At 62.5% G+C, this 25,711-nt stretch carries 27 protein-coding genes and 1 pseudogene; 16 read left to right on the top strand and 12 right to left on the bottom strand.

From position 1 onward, the window contains the following. A pseudogene (locus BUC36_RS13790) lies at window positions 1–308 on the bottom strand (IS3 family transposase); the annotation flags it as partial. Window positions 309–671: 363 nt separating this feature from the next. Between BUC36_RS13790 and BUC36_RS13785 the strand changes: the two are divergent. Further along, complete coding sequence (locus BUC36_RS13785) at window positions 672–896, top strand: hypothetical protein (RefSeq protein ID WP_073276117.1); 225 nt, start codon at window positions 672–674, stop codon at window positions 894–896. A gap of 76 nt (window positions 897–972) precedes the next feature. Here BUC36_RS13785 and xerC read toward each other — a convergent pair whose 3' ends face one another. From xerC to lptM, 5 genes are read right to left on the bottom strand one after another with little or no spacing between them, the layout of a single operon-like run. Then, window positions 973–1,887, bottom strand: coding sequence for a tyrosine recombinase XerC (xerC, locus tag BUC36_RS13780; RefSeq protein WP_200797282.1), 915 nt, complete (start codon window positions 1,885–1,887; stop codon window positions 973–975). Between the two features lie 9 nt (window positions 1,888–1,896). Beyond that, entirely contained in the window at window positions 1,897–2,637 is a 741-nt protein-coding gene (locus tag BUC36_RS13775) for a DUF484 family protein (protein ID WP_084536044.1), read from the bottom strand. Window positions 2,638–2,655: 18 nt separating this feature from the next. Next, window positions 2,656–3,486 carry a diaminopimelate epimerase gene (gene dapF, locus BUC36_RS13770; RefSeq protein ID WP_073276113.1) on the bottom strand — a complete coding sequence of 277 codons (831 nt, stop codon included), beginning with the start codon at window positions 3,484–3,486 and terminating at the stop codon, window positions 2,656–2,658. A 57-nt stretch (window positions 3,487–3,543) separates the two neighbouring features. After that, window positions 3,544–4,806, bottom strand: coding sequence for a diaminopimelate decarboxylase (gene lysA / locus BUC36_RS13765; RefSeq protein WP_073276111.1), 1,263 nt, complete (start codon window positions 4,804–4,806; stop codon window positions 3,544–3,546). Further along, the gene (lptM, locus tag BUC36_RS13760) at window positions 4,803–5,075 is read right to left on the bottom strand and encodes an LPS translocon maturation chaperone LptM (RefSeq protein ID WP_073276109.1); all 273 of its coding nucleotides are present in this window, start codon (window positions 5,073–5,075) and stop codon (window positions 4,803–4,805) included. The genes lysA and lptM overlap by 4 nt, the downstream gene beginning before the upstream one ends. A gap of 90 nt (window positions 5,076–5,165) precedes the next feature. Between lptM and cyaY the strand changes: the two genes are divergently transcribed. Continuing rightward, the gene (cyaY, locus tag BUC36_RS13755) at window positions 5,166–5,501 is read left to right on the top strand and encodes an iron donor protein CyaY (protein ID WP_073276107.1); all 336 of its coding nucleotides are present in this window, start codon (window positions 5,166–5,168) and stop codon (window positions 5,499–5,501) included. A gap of 114 nt (window positions 5,502–5,615) precedes the next feature. Here the strand turns inward: cyaY and argH are convergent, their stop codons facing one another. Beyond that, a complete protein-coding gene (gene argH, locus BUC36_RS13750; protein WP_073276104.1) occupies window positions 5,616–7,037 on the bottom strand; it encodes an argininosuccinate lyase in 1,422 nt (473 codons plus the stop codon). A gap of 106 nt (window positions 7,038–7,143) precedes the next feature. On the opposite strand from argH, the gene BUC36_RS13745 reads away from it, so the two are divergent. Both BUC36_RS13745 and BUC36_RS13740 read left to right on the top strand, forming a co-directional pair. After that, the gene (locus BUC36_RS13745) at window positions 7,144–8,286 is read left to right on the top strand and encodes a sensor histidine kinase (RefSeq protein WP_084536042.1); all 1,143 of its coding nucleotides are present in this window, start codon (window positions 7,144–7,146) and stop codon (window positions 8,284–8,286) included. Further along, on the top strand, window positions 8,283–9,047 hold the full coding sequence (locus tag BUC36_RS13740; RefSeq protein ID WP_456085481.1) for a LytR/AlgR family response regulator transcription factor: 765 nt from the start codon (window positions 8,283–8,285) through the stop codon (window positions 9,045–9,047). Before BUC36_RS13745 ends, BUC36_RS13740 begins: the two co-directional genes overlap by 4 nt. A 32-nt stretch (window positions 9,048–9,079) precedes the next feature. Here the strand turns inward: BUC36_RS13740 and BUC36_RS13735 are convergent, their stop codons facing one another. From BUC36_RS13735 to BUC36_RS13720, 5 genes are read right to left on the bottom strand one after another with little or no spacing between them, the layout of a single operon-like run. Beyond that, window positions 9,080–10,759 carry an amidohydrolase gene (locus BUC36_RS13735; RefSeq protein ID WP_073276102.1) on the bottom strand — a complete coding sequence of 560 codons (1,680 nt, stop codon included), beginning with the start codon at window positions 10,757–10,759 and terminating at the stop codon, window positions 9,080–9,082. Window positions 10,760–10,796: 37 nt separating this feature from the next. Then, entirely contained in the window at window positions 10,797–11,543 is a 747-nt protein-coding gene (locus tag BUC36_RS13730; RefSeq protein WP_073276100.1) for an SDR family oxidoreductase, read from the bottom strand. 58 nt (window positions 11,544–11,601) lie between these two features. After that, window positions 11,602–12,753: a PilT/PilU family type 4a pilus ATPase gene (locus tag BUC36_RS13725; RefSeq protein WP_073276098.1), complete on the bottom strand. Its 1,152-nt coding sequence runs from the start codon at window positions 12,751–12,753 to the stop codon at window positions 11,602–11,604. Between the two features lie 6 nt (window positions 12,754–12,759). Beyond that, the gene (locus BUC36_RS18855) at window positions 12,760–12,945 is read right to left on the bottom strand and encodes a hypothetical protein (RefSeq protein ID WP_143186999.1); all 186 of its coding nucleotides are present in this window, start codon (window positions 12,943–12,945) and stop codon (window positions 12,760–12,762) included. A 23-nt stretch (window positions 12,946–12,968) separates the two neighbouring features. Next, window positions 12,969–14,003 (bottom strand): type IV pilus twitching motility protein PilT, encoded by a 1,035-nt coding sequence (locus tag BUC36_RS13720; RefSeq protein WP_073276096.1) that lies wholly within the window; start codon window positions 14,001–14,003, stop codon window positions 12,969–12,971. Between the two features lie 87 nt (window positions 14,004–14,090). Between BUC36_RS13720 and BUC36_RS13715 the strand changes: the two genes are divergently transcribed. The 12 genes from BUC36_RS13715 (at window position 14,091) to BUC36_RS13660 (ending at window position 25,689) form a co-directional block, all read left to right on the top strand. Then, entirely contained in the window at window positions 14,091–14,795 is a 705-nt protein-coding gene (locus BUC36_RS13715) for a YggS family pyridoxal phosphate-dependent enzyme (protein WP_073276094.1), read from the top strand. Window positions 14,796–14,815: 20 nt separating this feature from the next. Further along, complete coding sequence (proC, locus tag BUC36_RS13710; RefSeq protein WP_073276092.1) at window positions 14,816–15,643, top strand: pyrroline-5-carboxylate reductase; 828 nt, start codon at window positions 14,816–14,818, stop codon at window positions 15,641–15,643. A 63-nt stretch (window positions 15,644–15,706) separates the two neighbouring features. Beyond that, complete coding sequence (locus BUC36_RS13705; protein ID WP_073276090.1) at window positions 15,707–16,315, top strand: YggT family protein; 609 nt, start codon at window positions 15,707–15,709, stop codon at window positions 16,313–16,315. A gap of 152 nt (window positions 16,316–16,467) precedes the next feature. Continuing rightward, the gene (locus BUC36_RS13700) at window positions 16,468–18,435 is read left to right on the top strand and encodes a dynamin family protein (RefSeq protein WP_073276088.1); all 1,968 of its coding nucleotides are present in this window, start codon (window positions 16,468–16,470) and stop codon (window positions 18,433–18,435) included. Between the two features lie 256 nt (window positions 18,436–18,691). Further along, entirely contained in the window at window positions 18,692–19,822 is a 1,131-nt protein-coding gene (metX, locus tag BUC36_RS13695; RefSeq protein ID WP_073276180.1) for a homoserine O-succinyltransferase MetX, read from the top strand. Further along, window positions 19,822–20,412, top strand: a complete 591-nt coding sequence (metW, locus tag BUC36_RS13690) for a methionine biosynthesis protein MetW (RefSeq protein WP_073276087.1) — start codon at window positions 19,822–19,824, stop codon at window positions 20,410–20,412. The genes metX and metW overlap by 1 nt, the downstream gene beginning before the upstream one ends. Window positions 20,413–20,599: 187 nt before the next feature. Next, window positions 20,600–21,052 (top strand): DUF4426 domain-containing protein, encoded by a 453-nt coding sequence (locus tag BUC36_RS13685; protein ID WP_073276085.1) that lies wholly within the window; start codon window positions 20,600–20,602, stop codon window positions 21,050–21,052. Between the two features lie 85 nt (window positions 21,053–21,137). Further along, window positions 21,138–21,755, top strand: a complete 618-nt coding sequence (rdgB, locus tag BUC36_RS13680) for an RdgB/HAM1 family non-canonical purine NTP pyrophosphatase (RefSeq protein WP_073276083.1) — start codon at window positions 21,138–21,140, stop codon at window positions 21,753–21,755. Beyond that, window positions 21,748–23,016, top strand: coding sequence for a radical SAM family heme chaperone HemW (hemW, locus tag BUC36_RS13675; protein WP_073276081.1), 1,269 nt, complete (start codon window positions 21,748–21,750; stop codon window positions 23,014–23,016). The genes rdgB and hemW overlap by 8 nt, the downstream gene beginning before the upstream one ends. A 155-nt stretch (window positions 23,017–23,171) precedes the next feature. After that, window positions 23,172–23,501, top strand: coding sequence for a thioredoxin TrxA (gene trxA / locus BUC36_RS13670; protein ID WP_073276079.1), 330 nt, complete (start codon window positions 23,172–23,174; stop codon window positions 23,499–23,501). Window positions 23,502–23,877: 376 nt separating this feature from the next. Continuing rightward, on the top strand, window positions 23,878–25,137 hold the full coding sequence (gene rho / locus BUC36_RS13665; RefSeq protein WP_073276077.1) for a transcription termination factor Rho: 1,260 nt from the start codon (window positions 23,878–23,880) through the stop codon (window positions 25,135–25,137). Between the two features lie 273 nt (window positions 25,138–25,410). After that, window positions 25,411–25,689 carry an RNA recognition motif domain-containing protein gene (locus tag BUC36_RS13660; protein ID WP_073276075.1) on the top strand — a complete coding sequence of 93 codons (279 nt, stop codon included), beginning with the start codon at window positions 25,411–25,413 and terminating at the stop codon, window positions 25,687–25,689. Window positions 25,690–25,711: the final 22 nt, after the last annotated feature.

Raw genomic sequence — 25,711 nt, 5'->3', positions numbered from 1 at the left:
TCCATCATCTTCTCCATCAGATACTGGCGATCCTCGGCGTCTTTGAGCTGTCGCTCCAGCCGCTTGATGGTTTGGGCAGGTGTTTCTGGCTTCTTTGACATGGAGCTGCTCCTGGTGGAAGACCAGTCCAACTTACCATGCTTTCGGAGCCAGACCAGTACAGTGCTTCTACCCTGAATGCCGTAGATATCCTGAGCCTGTTTATACGTCAGATCGCCTCTTTCGACCTCTTCGACGACGGCCAATTTAAAGCCCAAGGTGTAATCACGCTGGGTGCGCTTTGGGCGGGTAGGAATAGGGGTATCCATTAATAGGTCTCCAAAGTATCAACCTATTTCAGGACGGGACATCTGCGACAAATTAGCCACTCGTCTCTGGGCCCGCGCAAAAGATTGGCACAGTTTTGCGCCGGCAAAATGGCGCCCCAATTTCTATAACCAGCGGCAATATTCCAGCCATCAATCCGCAACAAAAAACTCTACCTGCTCTCCCGCCAAGCGCTGGCGGGGTCTGCGCAAACTGCCTATATATTAATCGCCGCAGCTTACTGAGGAGCTAACGGTAAACAGTCGCCACAGGCGAATCGTTTTCGATCTTGTTAGCGCCGCGGGGAAGGGGCGGCACAGGGGTACTTCCTCTGTAACAGGAGTAACAGTTACAGGGTTTCAGTTATGAAAGATGGTTACGAAGAGCAGGGCAATACTTCTCGCGCCAAAGATACTGAGGAATTTGCCGAAGAACGCAGTGTCACCTCGCGCAAGCGGGCCAGAAGTCAATTGAGCGCCGACGTCGAGGAGTTTCTCGCCCGCGGCGGCGCCATCGCAGAAATAGATCCGGACGTTACCGCGGATCCCCCGCGCAAGCCGCAACCCAAATACGGCAGTCGACCTATCTAGGTGCCCTGCATTTCGTCAGCCGCGGGGCGGAACTGGTACCCGCCCCGCGCAACCTCTTTTCCCATAAGTACACATTTTATTTCTTGTCTTTGGCCCGCGGGTGCGCGCTGTCGTAGACCCGCGCCAGGTGCTGGAAATCCAGGTGGGTATAGATCTGTGTCGTGCTGATATCCGCGTGGCCGAGTAACTCCTGCACCGCGCGCAGGTCGCCGCTGGACTCCAGCATATGGCTGGCGAAGGAGTGACGCAGCATATGCGGATGCACGCGCTGTTCGGCGCCACTGGCCTGGGCCCAGTGCGCCAGGCGGGCCTGCACGGCGCGGTTGCTGAGCCGGCGCCCCTTGATGGTGGTGAACACGGCACCGCCTCCGCCGGCCGGTGCGGCCCTGCGCCAGGCCTGCAGCGCGTCGATGGCCTTGCTGCCTACCGGCAGCTGACGGCTCTTGCCGCCCTTACCGGTCACCCGCACTTCACCTGTGCGCAGCTCCAGGTCCTGCCAGTCCAGCGATGTCAGTTCCGACAGGCGCAGGCCACTGCTGTAGAAGAGTTCCAATATTGCGCGGTCGCGCAGGATCAGGGTTTCGTCAACGCCGCTGTCGTCGCTATCGGGGCTGGTGACAAAGTCGGAGGCGGCATCCACGTCGAGCAGTTTCGGCAGCCGCTTTTCCCCCTTCGGCGCGCGCAGGCCCTCGGCCGGATTGGCTTTCAGCCAGCGTTCGCGCAGACCGCAGTTGCACAGGCCGCGCACGGCCGATAGCCAGCGCTGCAGGCTCTTGGCGCCCAGGCCAGTGCGGTGCAATTGCGCCAGCCAGCCGCGCAACTGCATCTCGCGCAGTTCGTTGAGGTGCTCCACACCTTCCGCCTCCGCCAGCTGCTGCAGCTTGGCCAGATCGCGGCGGTAGGCATCGAGGGTGTGGGGGGATAGCTGCTTCTCGGTGCGCAGCTGTTGCAGGAAGTAGGTGATGGCGCCGGCCAGTTCCACAGTGCTCAGGGCCGGCGTTTAGGGTTCAAGCAGGCGGGGCAGCATGCGCTCGAGCACCTCGCCGATATAGGACAGGAAGAGGGTGCCGAGGCTGGAGCGGTAGTGCTGCGGATCGACAGCGCCGACGGCGAGCACACCCAGCTGGTTGGCCAGCGGCACCACCGCGGCGGAACCGACTTTCTCCCCGTCATCGCCAAACAGGTAGGCCTTTTCCGCCGGCCGCAGTACGCCGCAAACGGTGCGGCCGTTGCGCAGAATCGAACCGATGGCCGTTTCCGCCGCGCTGCGGGAGCTGGTGCGCACCTGGCCGAGGGCGCCGCGGCCGGGCGGCAGCGGTCCGAACAGGGTCAGGCTGGTGAACTGGACACCGAAATCGTCGGCAAAGCTTTTGTACAGGGCATCGGTGGCCTCGCCGACGTTCTGCGCCTCCAGCAGCGCCAGCATCAGGCGGCGGCTGTGCAGGAACAGCTGATCGTTGTCACGGGCGTTGTGCAGCAGCTGGTCGAGGCGCTGGCGCATCTCGATATTGCGCTCGCGCAGGAGGTTGGTCTGGTGTGTCATCAGCGACACTGTCTTGCCGTTTTCCCGCGGCAGCTTGATGGTCTCCAGCAGCTCCAGGTGATCGGCGAAAAAATCCGGATTCTGGATCAGGTAGCGGGCAACCTGGCGCGCCAGCAGCTTCTTGTTGCGCTGAGATTCCATGTCACCGTCGGTGGTGACGTCTTCTGTGGCCCGGGTGGCGTCGCTGTGTTCCGTCATTATCTGTCTGGTCGCTGGTTAGAGGACTATCTGGCCGTGGTATACGGTGGTCGCGGGTCCGGTCATGGTAACCGGCTGCCCGGGTCCGCTCCAGTGGATTGTCAGGGTGCCGCCGGGCAGCGCGATCTCGACGCTGTCATCCACCAGGTCGCGCAGGCGCGCGGATACCATGGCGGCACAGGCGCCGGTACCGCAGGCGCGGGTCTCGCCGACGCCGCGCTCGAACACGCGCAGGCGCGCGCGGTCGCGGGATTCGATCTGCAGGAAGCCGACATTGACCCGCTGCGGAAAGCGCTGGTGGCTCTCTATTTTCGGGCCGAGGGCGGCAACTGGTGCAGTGTCGACGTCGTCGACGAGCAGCACCGCGTGGGGATTGCCCATGGACACGGCGCCGATGGTGAAGACTTCGCCGTCCACATCGAGGGGGTAGGTTTCCGCGCGGCGGTCGGCGGCGAAGGGGATCTGTTCCGGCTCGAGAATCGGCGCGCCCATGTCGACACTGACCTGGTCGTCGTCCATCAAACTGAGCTCCAGCATGCCGGCGGCAGTCTCCACCAGCAGCTGTTTCTTGCCGGTCAGGCGGCGCTCGCGCACAAACTTGGCAAAGCAGCGCGCGCCGTTGCCGCAGTTCTCCACTTCGCCGCCGTCGGCGTTGAAGATGCGGTAACGGAAATCGGCATCGGGGTTGCGCGGCGACTCTACCAGCAGCACCTGGTCGCAGCCGATGCCGATATGGCGGTCGGCCAGGCAACGAATTTTCTCCGGTGACAGCTTGATACGCTGGGTGATGCCGTCGAGCATCACAAAGTCGTTGCCGAGGCCGTGCATTTTGCTGAATTTAACGCGCATTCCGTTTCTCAGTGATTCAATCCGTGGCGGGCGGCACAGGTCAGCCCTTTCCAGTCCTTACTTCGATCCGCGCTTCTCGGGCACGGGGCTCTCGCCGCGCACCAGGTCCGCGAGGGTTTCCCGCGCGCGCACCAGGTAGGTCTTGTCGCCGTCCACCAGCACTTCCGCGGTGCGCGGACGGCTATTGTAGTTTGAGCTCATGGTGAAGCCGTAGGCGCCGGCCGACAGCATCGCCAGCAGCTGCCCCTCCTGCAGGGCCAGGGAGCGGTTCTTACCGATAAAGTCGCCGGTCTCGCACACGGGGCCAACTATATCCCAGATCTCATTATTCGCGTTGTTCGGCGTGACTGGCACTATGTCCTGCCAGGCCTGGTAGAGGGCCGGGCGCAGGTTGTCGTTCATCGCCGCGTCGACGATGGCGAAGTTGTGCTCTGCGGTGCGCTTCAGGTACTCGACGCGGGTTAGCAGCAGGCCACCGTTGGCGGCGATGGAGCGGCCGGGCTCCAGCACCAGTGCCAGTTGGCGTTCGCCGAGGCGCTGCTTGATCGCGCCGATATAGTCGCTGACCGGCGGCGGTTCCTCGCCCCGGTAGCGCACGCCGAGTCCGCCGCCGAGATCCAGGTGTTCCAGCTGAATCCCCTCGGCGGCCAGCTGGTCGATCAGGATCAGCAGCCGGTCGAGTGCATCGAGGAAGGGGGCTATCTCGGTGAGCTGGGAACCGATGTGGCAGTCCACGCCCACGACTTGCAGGTGCGGCGACTGCGCCGCCCGCCGGTAGACGTCGAGGGCCGCATCGATGGCGATGCCGAACTTGTTTTCCTTCAGGCCGGTGGAGATATAGGGGTGGGTGTTGGCGTCGACATCCGGGTTGACCCGCAGCGATATGCGCGCGTTCGTCTCGCACTCTGCCGCCACCAGCTCGAGCCGCACCAGTTCCGCCTCGGATTCCACATTGAAACAGTGCACGCCCACTTCCAGCGCACGGCGCATCTCCGCGGCGGTCTTGCCCACACCGGAAAACACGATGCGCGACGGGTCGCCGCCGGCGAGCAGTACCCGCTCGAGTTCGCCGGCGGAGACGATATCGAAACCGGCACCTAGTTGCGCCAGCAGCGACAGGACGCCCAGGTTGCTGTTGGCCTTGACCGCATAGCAGATCAGGCCCGGGTGCTCCCCCAGCGCGTCGGCGTAGGCCAGGTATTGGGTTTCGAAGTGGGTGCGGCTGTAGACGTAGGTGGGTGTGCCGAACTGCTCGGCAATCTGCTCCAGCGAGACATCTTCCGCATGCAGGCTGCCGTCGCGATAATTGAAATCACTCATTTTTCGTACACCGGCTCCGCGGGCGCGTCGGTCTGTTCCGTTGCCGGCGCGCGGCGCTGCTGTTGCTCCGCCTGTTCAGGGGTTTGCGCCGGTGGCGCGGAAGCGGGTTCCACAGTGGTGGACTGGGGCCCGGCCGGCATGGTCGTGACCGGCTGCGCCGGTGCGGCGGGTTCCTGCGGCAGGTACAGCGGACCTTTTTGCCCGCATCCGCTGATCAGTCCGGCTGCGCCCAGCAGCACAGCGCAAGGAAGGAAAAACTTTTTCGGCATCGACAGCGTCCTGCGGCATGGTATTGAGAAAAGCCTGCTAGTATAGCGAGCCAATTCTTCCAGCAACACAGTAACAGAAGTAACCGATTTATGAGTCAGGCGGCCTACAACGCAGCGATTGAAGCAACCCTGATTGCCATCGAGGATGCCCTCGACAACTGCGACTGGGATATGGATTACGAGCGCGCCGACGCGGTGCTGACGATCACCCTGGAGGACAACGGCAGTCAGGTGATTCTCTCTCGCCAGAGCGCCGTGCAGGAACTGTGGGTGGCGGCCCGGTCCGGCGGCTACCACCTGGGCTTCGTCGATTCCGCTACCAGGCCGGGCTGGAAATGCTCCACCACCGGTGAGGATCTGCCGACGCTGCTCGACCGCGTCCTGACCGAGCAGCAGGGCGAGCCGGTTTCCCTCGGTCTCGAATAATGCGCACGAACTTGTAACTTTGTAGGATGGGCAAAGCGCAGCGTGCCCATCGTCGGCCGGTGATGGGCACGTCGCTGTGCTCCTTTGCCCATCCTACGGGCTCCTACAGCGCCCTTAGCGCTCGGCAAGCAATTCCTTCGCCCGTGCGCAGGCGGCGCGCACCTGGTTTGGCGCGGTGCCGCCGATATGGTCCCGCGCCGCCACCGACCCCTCCAGCGTCAGCACCTCAAACACGTCCTCGCCAATCTGGTCGGAGAACTGCTGCAGCTGCGCCAGGCTGAGTTCCGCCAGATCCTTCTGCTGCTCGATCGCAAACGAAACCGACTGGCCGACGATCTCGTGGGCATCGCGGAAGGCCACGCCCTTGCGCACCAGGTAGTCCGCCAGGTCGGTGGCGGTGGAGAAGCCCTTGGCCGCGGCGGCGAGCATGTTGTCTTTTTTCGCCTTCAGCGCCGGCACCATGTCGGCGAAGGCGCGCAGGCAGTCGAGGGCGGTGTCGGCGGCGTCGAACAGCGGTTCCTTGTCTTCCTGGTTGTCCTTGTTGTAGGCCAGCGGCTGGCTCTTCATCAGGGTGAGTAGCGCGACAAGGTGGCCGTTGACGCGGCCGGTCTTACCGCGCACCAGTTCCGGTACATCCGGGTTTTTCTTCTGCGGCATGATCGAGGAACCGGTGCAGAAGCGATCGGGCAGATCGATAAAATCGAACTGACTTGAGGTCCAGAGCACCAACTCTTCGCTTGCGCGGGACAAATGCGTGAGAAGCAACGCGGCAAAAGCGCAGAATTCGATGGCGAAGTCGCGGTCGCTGACCGAGTCGAGGGAGTTCTCCGTCGGTGCGTCGAAGCCGAGCAGCTCGGCGGTGCGCGCGCGGTTGATCGGATAGCTGGTGCCGGCCAAAGCGGCGGCGCCCAGCGGCGAGCGGTTGACGCGCTTGCGGCAGTCCATCAGGCGGCCGTAGTCGCGGCTGAGCATCTCGTTCCAGGCCAGCAGGTGGTGACCGAAGGTGACCGGCTGCGCCGACTGCAGGTGGGTGAAGCCGGGCATGATGGTGTCCGCCTCGCGCTCGGCCAGTGCCACCAGGCCGCTCTGCAGGCGGGTCAGTTCGGCGGCGATCCGGTCGATGCGGCCGCGCAGCCACAGGCGTATATCAGTAGCCACCTGGTCGTTGCGCGAGCGGCCGGTGTGCAGCTTCTTGCCGGTGGCGCCGATACGATCCGTCAGGCGCGCCTCGATATTCATATGCACATCTTCGAGCTGTACCGACCAGGGGAATTCACCGGCCTCTATCTCCGCGGCGATGCCCTTGAGGCCGTCGGCGATCTGCTGGAACTCGTCCGCGGTCAGCACGCCGACTTCCGACAGCATCTGCGCGTGGGCGAGGGAGCCCTGAATGTCCTCCAGCGCCATGCGCTGGTCGAAGGTGACCGAAGCGGTAAACCTTTCCACGAAGGCATCGGTGGCTTCACTGAAGCGGCCGCCCCACAGCTTGGCAGCGGGATTGGTGGCGGATTCGGAGGAGGCGTTGTCTTTGCTCATGGTGTCCCTGACAGCTCAATGGGGGTGGATGGTGGATGGTGAAAGCGCCGCGGGCTAGTGGTATCTTCCCGGTCTGACTTCGGGACATTCAAGAATAACAATTGGCATGACTTCTCCACAGCCCGCGCGGCCGGCGGGCATTATAGCGCAGCAAATTCGCGAAATTGCCGCAAAAGGCAAAGATTCTGCGCGTCCCGAACAAGCTCCCTTTCTGCCGGACCTGTGCAGTGTATCCGCACTGGCGGCGCTGGTACTGATGGGCGAACTGCTGGCCCTGGTGCTGGTACTGGCGGTCGACGGCCTGCGCGCGTTCAGCTGGGAGCGCCTCGGGCTGGTGTCCCTGGCGGTACAGTGGGTAATCCTGCCATCGGCGGCGCTGCTGTGCCGGCTGCGCCCACGACTGGCGCGGCTGTCGCACAGGCTGGCCGGCGGTCTCAGTTTTGCCGCGGTGCTGGCAGTGCTGCTGGCGGTGATGGGGGCGCAGCAGTGGTGGCAGGCGCTGTTGTCCAGTGCCCCATTCGATGTCTGGCGTTTCGCCCGCGACAGCCTGCTCGGTGCCATCTGCGCCGGGGTGGTGTTGCGCTACGCCTATGTGCAGCAGCAGCTGTACAACCAGCAGCAGGCGGAGCTGGGGGCGCGCATCGACGCGCTGCAGTCGCGTATCCGCCCGCACTTCCTGTTCAACAGCATGAACAGCCTCGCCAGCCTGATTGCGATAGACCCCGAGCGCGCCGAGCGCCTGGTGGAGGACCTGTCCGCCCTGTTCCGCGCCAGCCTCGCCGATTCCCGCCTGGTACCACTGCAGCAGGAGCTGGCGCTGGCCAGACGCTATCTGGATATCGAGAGCCTGCGCCTCGGCGAGCGGTTGCAGCAGCACTGGGACGTTCCCGATGAACTGGGGCAGCTGGAAGTACCGAGCATGCTGCTACAGCCTCTGCTGGAGAACGCGGTTTTGCACGGCGTAGCGCGGCTGCGCGCGGGCGGGCAGATCGCGGTGCAGATCAACATTGAAAATGGTCGCCTGCTGGTGGCTATCGACAACCCGGTGCCCGCGGCAGGGGAGGCGAGTGGTTCGGCCGACGGCAACGGTATTGCCACGGACAATATCCGCCAGCGCCTCGCCGCCCATTACGGCGACCGCTTTGCCTTCGCCGCCGGCCGCGACGGCGATCGCTACCGGGTGCAATTGCTGCTACCGCTGGCCCGGGCCGGCGCGGGCAGGCAAGCGGCAGCGGAGGCGGCGCTATGAACCCCCTGACAGTGCTGATCGTCGACGACGAACCCCTGGCCCGCGCGCGGCTGGCGCGCCAGCTGGGGCAGCTTTCCAACTGCGAACTGGTCGGTGAAGCCGACCACGCCGAGGCGGCGCTGGCGCAGGTGGACAGGTTGGATCCGGACCTGGTGCTGCTGGATATCGAAATGCCGGGCGACAACGGCCTGGCGCTGGCGCGCCGCCTGTCGGCACTGGAATACCCGCCGGCGTTGATTTTCTGCACCGCGCACGACGAGTTTGCGCTGCCGGCCTTCGCCACTGCCGCGGTGGGCTATCTGTTGAAACCGGTCAACGCCGGGCAGCTGGCTGAGGCGATTGCCAAGGTGCAGCGCCTCAGCAAGCCACAGCGCCGGCTGTTCGAGCGGGAGAGCAACCCTCAATCCGGGCGCAATCGCATCAAGGCGGTCAGCCGCCGCGGTATTGAACTGCTGGACGTCGATGCCATTCGCTGCTTCGTCGCCGACAGCAAATATGTGGTCGCCCACCACGACGGCGGCGAGACCATTCTGGATGAGTCATTAAAGGAGCTGGAGGCCGAGTTCGGCGAGCGCTTCGTGCGCGTGCACCGCAATGCGCTGGTGGCGGTGGACTATGTGCGCGGCCTCCGTCGCACCCCCGGCGGCCAATATTATTTGCAGCTCGATGGCATTGCCGTGGAGCCGCAGGTGAGCCGGCGCCTGTTGGGCAGCGTCAAGTTGCTGCTGGAGCGGGAACTGCTGGGCGAGCCGGAAGCCTGATACGGCAACTATTCTTCCCGCCGGCGCGAACCCTAATCCCCTGCCAGAATACTGCGCTCCACTCTGATCGAACGCCACTGCTGCGCCGGCGTGGCCAGCGGATTGCGGCTCACGATGACCAGGTCCGTCAGTTTGCCGGCCTCCAGGCTGCCCAGCCGCTCCTCCATACCCAGTTGCCAGGCGCCATTGATGGTCATCGCGCGCAGCGCCTGAATCGGGCTGATCGCCTCGTCGCGTCCGATTGGAGTTCCGTTACGGGACAGGCGCGTGATCGCCGTTTGCATCAGGCTGAACGGCTCGGCTGGGAACATGGGGCTGTCCGCGTGCAGGGTCGGGTGCATGCCAAGCTCGAAAGCACTGCGCAGCGGCAGTATCTTGTCGGTGCGCTCCCTTCCCAGCAGCTGCTCCCGCAGTGCGTCACCGTAGTAGTAGAGGTGATTGATATGGAAGCTCGGCGTGATTCCGAGCTTGGCCATGTCCGGTAACAGCCGTTTATCCAGCAGCAGGCCGTGTTCGAGGCGGTGGCGGCGCGTGGTGAACGCGCGCTGCTCTGTCTCCGGCAGCGCTTTGTGAACCTGTTGCAGCAGCGCGAGAAAGTCCCGTGCCGCCCTGTCTCCCTGGATATGCGTCGCGGTTTGCCAGCCGCGGTCGTGCAGTGTCTTCAACTGCTGTTGCAGCTGCTGTGGTGCAATAACCGGCTCGCCGTGACTGCCGTGGGCAATGCCCAGCTGTCGCGCCAGCGCGCCGTCGCGGTAGGGTTCGTCGACCAACATGGTGCCGCTGTAGGGCGAGCCGTCGTACCAGAATTTGGCGCCCAGTACGCGGAAAAAGTCGCTGTCGTTTTCCGGCGCTCCCTGCAGCTTCTTCAGGTTGTCGCCGCGGTAAAAGTAAAACTGCCGCATGCGCGGTTGCAGCCCATCGAGCGATGCCCAGCGGGCCAGCCACGCGGGCATATTGAAGCCGAGAGAGGCGACACTGGTGTAGCCGGCGCGACGCAGATCGTCGAGCGTCTGTTCGTAGGCCGGCACCACTTTCAGCGGATTCTTGTGCGGCTCGAGGAAGGGTTCCAGCGCCTGCTTTTCCACCAGTGCGCCGTTCAGGCGGCCGTCGGCATCGCGGCCGTAATAGGAACCCTCGCCCGGGTCCGGCGTATTTTCGTCGATACCCATTGCCGCCAGCGCGGCGGAATTGACCCAGGCGCTGTGCATGCTCTGGGCGAGAATAAAAACCGGGTTGTGCGGTGCCAGCGCATCCAGCTGATTGCGGTCCGGCATCTGCAAATCCTGCAGCAGTACCGGATCCAGGCCCATCGCATAGACCCACTGACCCGCGGGTGCGGTCGCGACTGCCTCCCGCAATGCCTGCCAGGCGGAGGCGGCGCTGTCGTGGCTGAAGCCGCTTAGGTCGACAAAGTTGCGGAACACGGCACTGATTGCCGGGTGTTCGTGGGCGGCGATAAACCCCGGCAGCAGGGCCTTGCCCTGCAGGTCCACGATCTCCGTATCCGGTCCCGCCAGTGCTTCGATTTCCTGTCTGCTGCCGACGGCCACAATGCGCTCGCCTTCAGTGGCCAGGGCCTGCGCCACTGTATTGTTCGCGTCGATGGTGAGGATGTCACCATTGATAAAGATGCGGTCCGCCGCGGGATCTTCGCTGCACGCGGTGAGGCCGAGCAGCAGCGCCAGCACTGCCAGGCAGCTGTTTATTTTCATGAATTTATTGTTCATGGGGTCTGATGAAAATAAAACGCTAAGCACCGCCGGCCACATCGATAAAGGAGCCGCTGACAAAGGAGGCTTCCTCGCTCAACAGCCAGGCGATGGCTGCGGCGACCTCTTCCGGCTGACCGCCGCGCCCGAGCGGGATTTTCGCCCTGACCCGTTCGATCCGGTCCGGCTCGCCGCCGTCGGCGTGCATTTCGGTGTGGATAGGGCCGGGCCTGACGCCGTTTACCCGAATGCCGTCCTCTGCGAGCTCTCTGGCCAGTCCGATGGTCATCGAATCGACCGCGCCCTTGCTGGCCGCGTAATCGATGTATTCGTGCGGCGAGCCGGTGCGCGCCGCCATCGAGGAGACATTGACGATGGCGCCACCGCTGCCGCCGTGTTTCGTCGACATGCGTTTGATCGCCTCGCGGCAGCACAGCAGGGTGCCGGTGACATTGGTGTGCAGAATTTTATTGATCCGCGCCGCGGTCATGTTTTCCGCCCGCGTCTGCGGCAGCAGCATGCCGGCGTTGTTGACCAGCGCATCCAGCTGACCGAAGTGGCTGTCCACTGCTGCAAAAAGCGCTTCCACGTCGGCTTCGCTGGCAATGTCTGCGCGCGCGGCGATGGCTTTTACACCGAATGCACGCAGCTCATCGAGCAGTGCTTCGGCTGTCGCTTCGCGTTCGCGGTAGCTGATACAGAGGTCGTAGCCGCGACTCGCCAGCAGGCGCGCAGTAGCGGCGCCGATACCGCGGCTGCCGCCGGTGATCAGTACAGATTTGCGCATGGGAATCCGTCAGGCGAGTGCCTTGCCGCCGCAGTAGGCGGCAAGGCAGTCGGGAAGGTCAGTACAGCTGCGGTCCGCCGTCGCCGAACTCGGATTCGTTCTGCAGGCTCAGCTCGCCGGCGGCGTTGTTCAGGTATTCCGCGTCGGACTCGGACTTGAGCTTGATCATCAGGCGCAGGTCGTTGGCGGAGTCGGCGTGGGCGAGGGCGTCCTCGTAGGTGATCTCGCCGCGGTCGTAGAGTTCATACAGCGCCTGGTCGAAGGTCTGCATACCCTGCTCGTTGGAGCGCTTCATCAGCTCCTTCATCTTGTGCACCTCGCCCTTGCGGATCAGGTCCGACATCAGCGGGGTGTTGATCATGATTTCGAGACAGGCGCGGCGGCCGTCGCCGTCCGGCGTCGGTACCAGCTGCTGGGCAACCATCGCTTTCAGGTTCAGCGACAGGTCCATGTACAGCTGTTCGTGGCGGTCCGCCGGGAAGAAGTGAATGATGCGGTCCAGCGCCTGGTTGGCGTTGTTGGCGTGCAGGGTGCACAGGCACAGGTGGCCGGTTTCGGCGAAGGCGATGGCGTGGTCCATGGTCTCGCGCGAGCGCACCTCACCGATCAGGATTACGTCCGGTGCCTGACGCAGGGTGTTTTTCAGGGCCACTTCGAAGGATTCGGTATCCAGCCCCACTTCGCGCTGGGTGACGATACAGCCGCGGTGCTGGTGGACGAATTCAATCGGATCCTCGATGGTGATGATGTGGCCCTTCGAGTTCTCGTTGCGGTGGCCGATGATCGATGCCAGCGAGGTGGACTTACCGGTACCGGTGGCGCCCACGAAAATGACCAGGCCGCGCTTGGTCATCGCCAGATCCTTGAGCACGTCCGGCAGGCCGAGACCGTCGACGGTTGGGATCTTGGTCTCGATGCGGCGCAGCACCATGCCCACCAGGTTGCGCTGGAAGAAGGCCGACACCCGGAAGCGGCCGACATTGCGCACGGCGATGGCGAAGTTCAGCTCTTTCTTGTCCGCGAACTCGCGCCGCTGCTTTTCGTTCATGATGCCGACCACCAGCTCGCGCGCCTTTTCGGGCGTCAGCGAGGTACTGCTGGCGGGAACCACCTTGCCGTGCACCTTGATCGACGGCGGCACACCGGCGGTAATAAAGAGGTCGGATGCGCCTTTCTCGACGACGAGTTGCAACAGTCTTTCGATTTCCATTATTTGTTACCGCTTTTTATTCTTCGTTAAATGGCTCGCCAGGCAATGGGTGGAGGCGGGCATGGATGTGCGGCACAAGGATGTGCCGCCGCCGGCAAAGCCGGCGCGAGCCCGTAAAACATCAGCAGTTCCGCGCAACTGCGTGGGGCGGCCATCCGCCAATGTTTTACGGGCGGCGTTGAAATTATTCATGGATGAATAATTTCAACGCTAGGTTAAAAGTTCTCCGGCATCTTGGCTTTCTCGCGCGCCACTTCGCGGGAGATGATGCGCTTTTCCACCAGGTCCTGCAGGCACTGGTCCATCGTCTGCATACCGACGCTGGCGCCGGTCTGGATGGCGGAGTACATCTGCGCGATCTTGTCCTCGCGGATCAGGTTGCGGATCGCCGGGGTGCCGCGCATGATCTCGTGCGCCGCCACGCGGCCGCCGCCGTTGCGTTTCAGCAGTGTCTGCGAAATTACCGCCTGCAGGGATTCCGACAGCATCGAGCGCACCATGGCCTTTTCCTGGGCCGGGAAAACGTCCACTACCCGGTCGATGGTCTTGGCGGCGGAGGTGGTGTGCAGGGTGCCGAACACCAGGTGACCGGTCTCGGCCGCGGTCAGCGCCAGGCGGATAGTCTCCAGGTCGCGCATCTCACCCACCAGGATGATGTCCGGGTCTTCACGCAGCGCCGAGCGCAGGGCCTCGGCGAAGCCGTGGGTATCGCGGTGCACTTCCCGCTGGTTCACCAGGCACTTCTTGGATTCGTGCACGAATTCGATCGGGTCCTCGATGGTGAGGATGTGCTCGTACTTGTTGTCGTTAATGTAGTCGATCATCGCCGCCAGCGAGGTGGACTTACCGGAACCGGTGGGGCCGGTCACCAGCACCAGGCCTCTTGGCGTGTCGGAGATCTGCTTGAACACCTGGCCCATGCCCAGGTCTTCCATGGTCAGTACCTTGGAAGGAATGGTCCGGAATACGGCGCCGGCGCCGCGGTTGTGATTGAACGCGTTGACGCGGAAGCGCGCCACGCCCGGCACCTCGAAGGAGAAGTCGGTCTCGAGGAACTCCTCGAAGTCCTTGCGCTGCTTGTCGTTCATGATCTCGTAGATCAGGCCGTGTACCTGCTTGTGCTCCATCGGCGGCAGGTTGATGCGGCGCACGTCGCCGTCCACACGGATCATCGGCGGCAGGCCGGCGGAGAGGTGCAGGTCCGAGGCGTTCTGTTTGGCGCTGAAGGCGAGGAGTTCTGTGATGTCCATACTGCTACCTTATTGTTCTCTCTACCTTTTATGGTTCTTGAGGGGGGCTCAGGTAGAATCGCCCGCAAATCGATAAGAGTCCAGTATATGCGCAAAGGCACCGTCGTCGAAAACCTGAATGCAGTCCGTGCGCGGATTGTCGCGTGTTGCCGCGCCTGCGGCCGCGATCCGGCGACAGTCGCCCTGCTGGCGGTATCCAAAACGCGCCCGGCGGAGGACCTGCGCGCGGCCTATGAGGCCGGCCAGCGCGATTTCGGCGAGAACTACCTGCAGGAGGCGCTGGATAAGCAGGGTGAACTGGCGGATCTGGCCGACGGGGGGCTCTGCTGGCACTTTATCGGACCGCTGCAATCGAACAAGACCCGCGCCGCGGCGGAGGCCTTTCACTGGGTGCACAGCGTGGATCGCCTAAAAATTGCCCAGCGGCTGTCGGTGCAACGACCGACGCAGATGCCGCCGCTGAATATCTGCCTGCAGGTGAATATCGACGGCGAAGCGAGCAAGTCCGGGGCGGCACCGGAAGAAGTTGCCGGGCTGGCCGCAGCGGTCGCGCAGCTGCCCAACCTGAAGCTGCGTGGCCTGATGGCAATTCCCGCGGCGCGGGAGGGTGCCGCGGAGCAGCGCAAGCCCTTCGCCCGGCTGGCGGAACTGCTACAGCAGTTGCAGGTACAACTGCCGGACCAGCCGCTGGACACCCTGTCGATGGGCATGTCTGGTGACATGGAAGCGGCAATCGAGTGCGGTGCCACCATGGTGCGAATCGGCACAGATATTTTCGGTGCGCGCCAGTAGAGATCAACCGGGAGGTAAAAGTGGCAAAAGAGAAAATGGTATTTATCGGTGGCGCCGGCAATATGGCCGGCGCGGTGATCGGCGGGCTGGTGGCCAGCGGCTATCCGGCAGACAAAATCGTCGCCACCGGCCGCAACGAGCAGAAACTCGCCGACTTCGCCGCGCATACCGGAGTGCAGGTGGCGACCGACAACGCCGCCGCAGTGGCGGAGGCGGAGGTGCTGGTGCTGTCGGTCAAGCCGCAGGTCATGAAGGAACTGTGCGAGTCGCTGGCGCAGATAGTGAGTGATCGCAAACCGCTGGTGATCACGCTGGCGGCGGGCATACCGCTGTCCGCTTACCAGCGCTGGCTCGGCGCCGGCGTGCCGATCGTGCGCGCCATGCCGAACACCCCGGCGCTGGTCGGTACCGGTGTCACCGGCCTCTACGCCGGCGACGGCGTCAGCGCCGCGCAGAAAAAGATCGCCGAGCAGATGGCCGAAGCCGTGGGCATTGCCCTGTGGGTGGATGAGGAATCCGGTATCGACCAGGTGATCGCGGTGTCCGGTTCCGGCCCGGCCTACTACTTCCAGTTTATGGAGTCGATGATCGACGCGGCGGAAAAGGCGGGCATGCAGCGCGCCGACGCCGAGCGGCTCACCTTGCAAACGGCTCTGGGGGCGGCGAAACTGGCGGTGGCCAGCGATGTGGATGTCGCGCAGCTGAAACGCAATGTGATGTCTCCGAACGGCACCACCGAGCGCGCCATCAGGCGCTTCCAGAGCGGCGGCCTGCCGGAGCTGGTGGAGCAGGCGATGCGCGACTGCGCCGAGCGCGCGGCGGAAATGGCGCGCGAGCTGGATCAGTAATCAAATTCAATAAATTATGCGGCGCAACAAGCGCCGCGCTTTGCCACCCCAAAGGGATTTTCGATGGTAAACACCTTCAGCAATATCGGCGTCTTCCTGTTGGCCACCCTGGGCATTCTCTACCTGTTCGCGGTGCTGATGCGCTTCCTGCTGCAGCTCGCGCGCGCGGATTTCTACAACCCGATTTCCCAGGGCATCGTCAAGGTCACCAATCCGCTGCTGCTGCCGCTGCGCAAGTTGATTCCGGGCATGTTCGGCATCGATATGGCATCGGTGGTGCTGGCATTGTTGGTGGGGCTGGTGATGATTATCGGCTGCGGCCTGCTTGCCGGTGCCGGCCTGTTCAACCCGCTCAGCGCACTGCTGTGGTCGCTGATCGGCTGCGTCATGACGGTGATCGCAATCGTTTTCGTGGGCATGCTGATCTCGATTATCTTCAGCTGGATTGCGCCTCACAGTGGTCACCCGGCGCTGATGCTGCTGCGCCAGGTGCTTGAACCTTTCTGTGCGCCGGTGCGCAAGTTGATCCCGCCGCTGGGCATGATCGATATCAGCCCCATCTTCGTATTTATCCTGCTGACCGTGGCAGACAAGCTGCTGTTTGGATTCGCGCAGATGGCCAATATGCCCGCCTTCGTCTACAGCCTGTTCTGGCATATCCCCGGCTTTTAGGGGGAGCTCTGGTTCAGTCCGTCGCCGCCACTATCCGTTTCCCGCGCACTGGGTCGCAACAATTGCGGCCCAGCGCTTCTATAATCCCTTGTCTTGGCCGACAATAGCCGGCTCGAAATTCGCTGTGCAGTAAATAAGAAGAACACCGTTACATGGAAGACGCCATCTTGCGCCAGCATATTGCCGACTATGACCGCTGGAAAAAGGCCCTGGATCGCCAGTTTGCCACTTTCAACATCTGGCTCCAGGAACATTTCCCCAACTCCGCCGGCGCGCGCCAGGTCGTACAGCAGGCGCGCGCGCTGCTCGCCGAGGACCAATTCACGCTGGCCCTGGTGGGTGAGTTTTCCCGCGGCAAGACCGAACTGATCAACGCGCTGCTGTCGCACACCTACGGCAAGCGGCTGCTGCCGTCCAAGCCGGGGCGCACCACCATGTGCCCGACCGAGATCTTCAGTGACGGCGGTGCGCAGGCCAGCCTGCGTCTGTTGCCGATCGAGACACTGGCAACCAATACCAGTCTCGAGAGCTTCCGCCGCATACCGCAGAAATGGGTCACTCACGAATTCGATGCCAATGACGCCGACGGTACCCGCCAGGCGCTGATGAAAGTGGCTGCGAGCAAGTCGGTGACGCCGGAAGAGGCGGCGCGCTATGGCTTCGATCGCCGCCACCTGGACGGCAAGGGCAAGCTGGTTGAGATTCCGGCCTGGCGCTACGCGCTGATCTGCCTGCCACATCCGCTGCTCACTCAGGGGCTGCGCATCATCGATACGCCGGGACTGAATGCGCTCGGCAACGAGCCGGAACTGACCCTGAGCACGCTGCCCAGCGCGCAGGCCGTGGCCTTCCTGCTGGCCGCGGATGCGGGTGTCAGCGGCACCGATCTGAATATGTGGGAAACCCACCTGGTGCCGCTGCGCGAACATCGCGGCACGGCGGTGATGGCGCTGCTGAACAAGATTGATGCCATGTGGGATGACCCGGACGAGGATCCGGAATTGCTGGTGCGGCAGATGCGCGCCCAAGTGAGCAAACTGCTGGCGCTGCCACTGGACAGCGTCGTGGGGGTGTCGGCGAAAAAGGCGTTGCTGGCGCGCCAGCAGCAGGATCCGGAGTTGCTGCAACAGAGCCGCTTTGCCGAGTTTGAAAAGCTGCTGGTGCAGCGCCTGATGGAGCATCGCCAGAAGGTTGCGGAACACCGCTCCCTGCACCAGGCGCTGACCCTGATGGCGGATACCCGCGATCTGCTTAAGCGCCGCCTGAACAGTGGCCGCGCTGCGCTGACCCACCTGCAGCGCAACACCACGACCAGCTCCGAGCAGCTGGCCGAGCTGGCGCAGTTGCAGCAGACGGTGCGCGAGCAGCACAAGCTCTGCCACCAGGAGTTACTGACGCTCAAATCGAGCCAGCGCATGCTGGGCCGCCAGCGCGCCTCGCTGATGGCACCGATTTCCAGCCAGCAATTGCAGGTGCTGATCGACGATACCAGTCGCGCCCTGCACGAGCGCTGGACCCCGCTGGGGCTGGCCAAGGCCATCGATGGCTTTATGGAAGGGGTGGATCACCAGCTGTCCAACCTTGAGCGCGAAGTGGACCAGGCCAACCGCCTTGTAGATGCCATCTTTGAACGCTCAACCCTGAAAAATCTCGACTCCAGGGATCAGCATTTCAGTATTCGCAGTTTCCGTTTGGCACTGCGCGGCCTGCACCGCCAGGCGGCGCAGCTGCGTCGCTCGCCACAACTGCTGCTGGCGCGGCGCAACCGGCTCACCGAGCGTTTCCTGGCCACCCTCGCCAGTGAGGTGGGGCGCCTGTACAGCCAGATGATCTCCGCGGCCGACGGCTGGCTGGATCAGACGCTGGAGCCGCTGAAGCAGCATGTGCAGTATCAGAAACACCTGCTAAACCGGCACCTGATCAAGCTCACCGAGCTGAAGCAGAAGACCCAGAGCAAGCGCACCGACCTGCGCGCCCTGGAGGAAGAGATACTGCGCAACGACAGCGCCTTGACCTCGCTCGAGGATCTGCTGCGCCAGAGCAGCTCGGCGCCGCAACCGGTGGCACCGGCGCCGCAGGCGGACAATGTTACACCGCTGAAGGCGACGGTCGGCGCCTGACCAGAAGCCGCCTACAAAGCCCGCCAGATCGGCGGGCTTTGTGCTTGTTCCGGCTGCATATATTTGTGTTACGCCGCGGCGCTCCCGTACACTTGCCGGTCTTCCAATCGCCAATTCCCGATAAGTTCAAACAGACGCTACTGCCTTGTCCACGGAAAAACTCTCTTCGTCTTCCGCCAAGCGCGCCTCCGCCGAGCCGGGCTCCGCCGAGCCGGGCTCCGCCGAGCCGGGCTTCGTCGGCTCAGATTCGGTAGGAATCGTGGTGCCGCAGAGTCACACCTTTACCGAGCCCCTGGAACTCGCCTGCGGGCGCAGGCTGCAGGACTACACGCTGGTATATGAGACCTACGGAGAACTGAATGCCGACAAAAGCAATGCGGTGCTGATCTGTCATGCGCTGTCCGGCCACCACCACGCCGCCGGCCGCCACCGGCCCGAAGACAAGCGCCCCGGCTGGTGGGATCACTACATAGGTCCCGGCAAGCCGATCGATACAAACAGGTTTTTCGTCGTCTCGCTGAACAATCTCGGCGGCTGCCACGGCTCTACCGGCCCGGCCTCGACCAATCCACAGACCGGCAAACCCTGGGGCCCGGATTTCCCGCCGCTGCGGGCACGCGACTGGGTGCACAGCCAGGCACGCCTGGCCGACCTGCTCGGCATCGAGCAGTGGGCCGCGGTGGTGGGCGGCAGTCTCGGCGGCATGCAGGCGATGCGCTGGTCGCTGGAATATCCCGAGCGGCTGCGCCACTGCGTGGTGATCGCCTCGGCGCTGAAGCTGTCGGCACAGAATATTGCCTTTAACGAAACCGCCCGCCAGGCGATCACCTCGGATCCGGATTTCTGCGGGGGTCGCTATCTGGAGCAGGGCAAACTGCCGCGGCGAGGCCTGGCGGTGGCGCGCATGATCGGCCACATCACCTACCTGTCCGACGACGGCCTGGGCAAGAAATTCGGTCGCGAGCTGCGTTCCGGCACCTTCGAACGCGGGGTCGAGGAGCAGGTGGAGTTTCAGGTGCAGAGTTACCTGCGCTATCAGGGGGATACCTTCTCCACCAGTTTCGATCCGAACACCTACATCCTGATGACTCACGCGCTGGACTACTTCGACCTGGCACGGGAATACGGCGACGACCCGGTGGCGGCCTTCCGCCAGGCGCGCTGTAAATTCCTGCTGGTTGCTTTCACGTCCGACTGGCGTTTCGCTCCGGACCGCTCGCGGGAAATTGTCGATGCGCTGATGCACGCCAATCTGCCGGTCAGTTACGCGGAGATCGAATCCGCCATGGGCCACGACGCCTTCCTGCTGCCGAACGAGCGCTACCAGCGGGTGTTCGGCGCCTACATGGATGGTGTGGCCGCCGAGACCGCCGGGGAGGTGAATTGATGCGTATTGATCTGGACATCATCCAGAACTGGATTGCGCCGCAGACCCGCGTGCTCGACCTGGGCTGCGGCGACGGTACCCTGCTGGAGCAGCTGGGCAAAAACAAGCAGGTCCGCGGCTACGGCCTGGAGATAGATCCGCAGCAGATCGAGCGCTGCCTGCTGCGCGGCGTCAATGTTGTGGAGCAGAACCTGGATGCCGGTCTCGGCAATTTTGCCGACGACAGTTTCGACACGGTGGTCATGACCCAGGCGCTGCAGACCTTGCGCCAGCCGCACCTGGTGGTACGCGAAATGCTGCGGGTGGGGCGTGAATGCATCATCACCTTCCCGAACTTCGGTCAGTGGAAGGCGCGTTGGCACCTGGCGTTTTCCGGGCGCATGCCGGTATCGGATCTATTACCTTATGAGTGGTACGACACACCTAATATTCACTTTTGTACTTTCCGCGACTTCGAAGTGCTCAGTCGTGAGAACAATTGGACAATTCTGCATCGCCAAGTAGTATCTGAATCCAAGGTCAGCGGACTTTTCAAGGATATTCTGCCCAATCTATTCGGCGAGACGGCGATCTATCACCTGACTCGCTAAACTTTTTACCTAGGGCATGCACTTTTCATCCCTGAAAAATGCATGCGTCGTCCGTCAAAAGCGGGCGCAGACACGCGAGTCTGCTGGCATTTCACGGGCTCGCGCTGGCCTTCGGCCACGAGCGGCGCATCCGTGTGCCGCCTCGGTGCAATTCGTGGGCCTCTTCGAAAATGACAGGAGGTGAAGTGTGAAACGCATCCTAGCCGCAGCTGCCACAGTGGCGCTGCTCTTTTGGGCTGCCAGTGCGGCCGCGCAGGAAGCCAAAATCATCAAGAGCCACGAGGACTTCGGCGATTACCGGGTGATTTACTCGGTGTTCAACAGCGAATTCATCAAGCCCGAGATCGCGCAGACCTACCAGCTGGCGCGCGCCAAGGACCGGGCTTTCGTGAATGTCTCGGTAGTGGAGAAGGTGGGCGGCAAACACGGCCTGAGTTCAGAGATGAGTGGCACTGCCACCAACCTGATCCAGCAGTCCCGGCCGCTGAAATTCATGGAAATTCGCGAGGGAGATGCGGTCTATTATCTGGCGCCGCTGCGTTTCGAGGATGAGGAGACGCTGACTTTCAATATCGAACTGAAGCTGCCCAACGGAAAAACCGAAACCATCAGTTTCCGGCGCAAGCTGGAAAAAGAGTGAATGATACGGCGGCCCGCCAGCTGGCGGGTCGCGACAACTCCAACACTGACCGCGGGCCGAGAGCCCGCGTTTTCATTGGCAACCCATGACAAAAAAAATTGTGCTGGCCAGCGGTAACGCCGGCAAGCTGAGAGAGTTCTCGCAACTGTTCGCCAACTGGGATATCCAGGTGGTGCCCCAGTCGGAGTTCGAGGTATCGGACGCCGAAGAGACCGGCCTCAGTTTTATCGAAAACGCCCTGATCAAGGCACGCCACGCCAGTCGAATCAGCGGGCTGCCGGCCTTGGCGGACGACTCAGGTCTCGCGGTGGATGTGCTGGGCGGCGCTCCCGGGATCTATTCCGCGCGCTACGCCGGGCCCGCGGCCTCCGATACGGAGAATAACCGCAAGTTGCTGCAGGCCCTGCAAGACGTGCCGGATGAACGCCGCACCGCTAGTTTCCATTGCGCACTGGCCTTCGTGCGCCGTCACGACGATCCGGTGCCCCTGGTGTGCACCGCCCGGTGGTCCGGCCGCATCCTGCGGGAACCCGCCGGCGAACAGGGTTTTGGCTATGATCCGCTGTTCTTTGTTGAATCCGAGGGGATGACTTCCGCCCAGCTGGCGCGGGAAGTTAAGAACCGGCTCAGTCACCGGGCCCAGGCGGTAGCGCAGTTCGCGACCCTGTGGCGGGAGCGCATGCAGGGCGGCGATCTTGTCTGAAGCCAGTGCGCAGTCGCAGCTGCCACCGCTGAGCCTCTATGTGCATATCCCCTGGTGTGTGCGCAAATGCCCCTACTGCGACTTCAACTCTCACCAGGTGGCCGCAGGCGCTAACTCTCACCAGGTAGCCGCCAGTTCCCACGAGGCCGCGGGGCCCAACTCCTCGGGCTACGGTCTGCCGGAAGTGGAATACGTCGCACAGTTGCGGCGGGACCTGCACAGTCAGTTACCCTGGGCGCAGGGGCGCAAGCTGCGCTCGATCTTCTTCGGCGGCGGCACGCCGAGCCTGTTTTCGCCGGCCGCCATCGGCGCGATTCTGGAGCTGGCGGAGAAGTCAGTAGGCTTCGAGCCCGATATCGAGATTACCCTGGAGGCGAATCCCGGCACCTTTGAGCAGGAGAAGTTTTCCGGTTACCGGGCGGCGGGGGTCAACCGGCTGTCCATCGGCGTGCAGAGTTTCGAACCGCGGCAACTGGTGAACCTGGGGCGTATTCACAGTGGCGACGAGGCCATAGGTGCCGTGGACATGGCGCGCCGCGCCGGCTTCGACAATATCAACCTGGATCTGATGCACGGTTTGCCGGAACAGACCGAAGAGGAGGCGCTGACGGATCTGCGGCGCGCGGTATCGCTCGAGCCGGAGCATATCTCCTGGTACCAGCTGACGATCGAGCCCAACACCGCTTTTTACAGCGCGCCGCCGGTTACCCCGGGGTCGGCGTTGATCGCCAGCATGCAGGGCACTGGCCGCGACTACCTCGCGAGCCAGGGCTATCCGCGCTACGAGGTTTCCGCCTATGCGCGCACCGGGCTGGAGTCGCGCCACAACTTGAACTACTGGGCTTTCGGCGACTATCTGGGGATCGGCGCCGGGGCGCACGGCAAAGTGACCCTGCCGGACGAGGGGCGGATATTGCGCAGCCGCCGCACCCGGGCGCCGCGGCACTATCTGGCCGCGGCAGCGGCGGAGCAGGGCAGTGTGGGGCTGATTCACAGTGAGATGGCGCCGCCGCACTGCGACGATATTGAGCGCGAAGACCTGCCGCTGGAGTTCCTGATGAATGCACTGCGCCTGGTGGCGGGGGTGCCGGTGCAATTATTCAGCCGCCATACCGGCCTGCCGCTGGCAGCCCTGGAGAAGAATTGGCCGGCGCTGCAGGCCATGGAGCTGGTGCAGCCGCTGGAGCGGCGCATTGCCGCCAGTGCCTTCGGCTTCGACTATCTTGATGAGATCCTGCAGCGTTTTCTGGAGCAGCCCTGACGTCTGCCTGGCAGGCCTTGAATGTCCGCGACGGCGCCCCCATCTACCGGGAAACCGGCGTCTTGCGGCTGCGCCCCCGCAGTCCTTATCATGACGCGATGCGGTCGACACCGCACCGGCTAACCCAAGAAGAGACAAGAGAACAGGAAAGTAATATGAGCGAGCATTCAATCGTCAATGTATCCGACGCCGAATTTGAAGCAGAGGTACTCAAGGCTGAGGGTCCGGTGCTGGTGGATTTCTGGGCGCAGTGGTGCGGTCCCTGCAAGATGATTGCTCCGGTACTGGACGACCTGGCCGGTCACTATGGCGAAAAGCTGAAGATCGTCAAAGTTGACGTGGATGCCAACAAGGAAACTCCGGCCAAGTACAATGTGCGCGGTATCCCGACCCTCCTGCTGTTCAAGGGCGGTAACGTCGAAGGTACCAAGGTTGGCGCCCTGTCCCGCGCCCAGCTGACCGAATTCATCGACAGCCAGCTGTAAGGCCGGAATTAACCATCCTGCGAAGGGGCAAATACCCTTTGCAGGATGGAAAACAGCCGTTATACTGGCTTGTAATCTTGAATGTACTCCAGCGAGTCGGAATCGACGAGCTGGCAAAGACGCCCCCCCGCACGGTCTCTGACCTTCCCCGGCGCGCAAACTCCTCGAGTTGAACTTATCCGTAACGAATGCTGCTCGACCTAATTTCAGTAAAGAGCAGATTATGAGTTCCCCAGAGCTTTCGCGCGGCCGACAGGAAATGGCACTGCAGTGTTTGTGGGCAGAAACGAGCAAATTCCCAAATTCCTAACCCCTCCTCAAAAATTCCGGGCGCGTCCGCGCCAATTGATACAGAAACCTTAATAAAGCAATTGGTATGAATCTTTCCGAATTAAAAACCAAACCCATTGAAGAACTGATTGAAATAGCCAAGGGCATGGGCCTGGAAAACCTCGCCCGCTCGCGCAAGCAGGACATTATTTTCAATATCCTGAAGCGCCACGCCAAAAGCGGTGAAGATATTTACGGCGACGGCGTACTGGAAATTCTTCAGGACGGTTTCGGTTTTTTGCGTTCCGCCGACTCCTCTTACCTGGCGGGACCGGACGATATCTACGTTTCGCCCAGCCAGATTCGCCGCTTTAACCTGCGCACCGGCGATTCCATCTCCGGCAAGATTCGCCCGCCGAAAGAGGGTGAGCGCTACTTTGCACTGCTGAAAGTTAGCGAAATTAATTTCGATAAGCCGGAAAACGCCCGCAACAAGATTCTGTTCGAAAACCTCACCCCGCTCTTCCCCAACGATCGCCTGACCCTCGAGTGCGGCAATGGCTCCTCCGAGGACCTGATCGGCCGCATCATCGACCTGGTTGCGCCGATCGGCAAGGGCCAGCGCGGCCTGATCGTGGCGCCGCCGAAGGCCGGTAAGACCATCATGTTGCAGAACATGGCCCAGGCTATCACCCGCAACAGTCCCGAGTGCCACCTGATCGTGCTGCTGATCGACGAGCGCCCGGAAGAAGTGACCGAGATGCAGCGCTCCGTGCGCGGCGAGGTTGTGGCCTCCACCTTCGACGAGCCGCCGGCGCGTCACGTGCAGGTGGCCGAGATGGTGATCGAGAAGGCCAAGCGCCTGGTCGAGCACAAGAAAGACGTGGTGATTCTGCTCGACTCCATCACCCGCCTGGCGCGCGCCTACAACACTACCGTGCCCAGCTCCGGCAAGGTGCTGACCGGCGGTGTGGACGCCCACGCACTGGAGCGCCCGAAGCGTTTCTTCGGCGCAGCGCGTAATATCGAAGAGGGCGGCAGCCTGTCCATTATCGCCACCGCACTGGTCGATACCGGCTCGAAGATGGATGAAGTGATCTTTGAGGAGTTCAAGGGCACCGGTAACATGGAGCTGCAGCTGGATCGCAAGATCGCCGAGAAGCGCGTCTATCCGGCCATCAACGTGCGCCGTTCCGGCACTCGCCGCGAAGAGCTGTTGATGCCTGAGGGTGAGCTGCAACGCGTCTGGATCCTGCGCAAACTGCTGCACGATATGGAAGACCTGGCCGCGACCGAGTTCCTGATCGACAAGCTGAAGGACTTCAAGACCAACGATGAGTTCTTCCTGTCCATGAAGCGGAAATAATCTTCATATATAACCGGCGTCACAGAGTGGCGCCGGTTTTGTATTAGAAACTGAATAAGGCGGTAAATTGCGCCGAATTCAGTTGAAAAGGCGTGCCGTAAGGCATATAAAGGGCCACATCGCGGCGCTGCATATGTACTGTACGAATCGACGCCCGACCGAATTGGTCCCGGGTTCTCCCGACAAACGACCAATCTCAAATGGATGATCTGGTGGAGCTGGTTATCCATTTGTGACTGCACGACAGCCCACATACTCTAGTGAGAACTTTTTGTGAATATCTATATTGGAAATCTGGCCTACGGCGTTACCTCTGACGACTTGAATGAAGCATTCGCTGCGTTCGGAGAAATCTCTCGGGCTACTGTTATTACTGACCGTGAGACTGGCCGTTCTAAGGGCTTTGGTTTCGTAGAAATGCCGAACGACGACGAAGCGCGTAAAGCGATCGAAGAGATGAACGACAAGCCGCTGTCTGGCCGTAACATCCGTGTTAACGAAGCCAAGCCGCGCGAAGATCGTGGTGATCGTCCGCGTCGTCCCCGCTTCTAAGCTGTCCCCAGCTTAAAATTTT

Source organism: Microbulbifer donghaiensis, assembly GCF_900129095.1.
GTDB lineage: Bacteria > Pseudomonadota > Gammaproteobacteria > Pseudomonadales > Cellvibrionaceae > Microbulbifer > Microbulbifer donghaiensis.
Note: the sequence above shows the minus strand (reverse complement) of the source record. Positions and strands in the feature narration are given on the sequence as shown.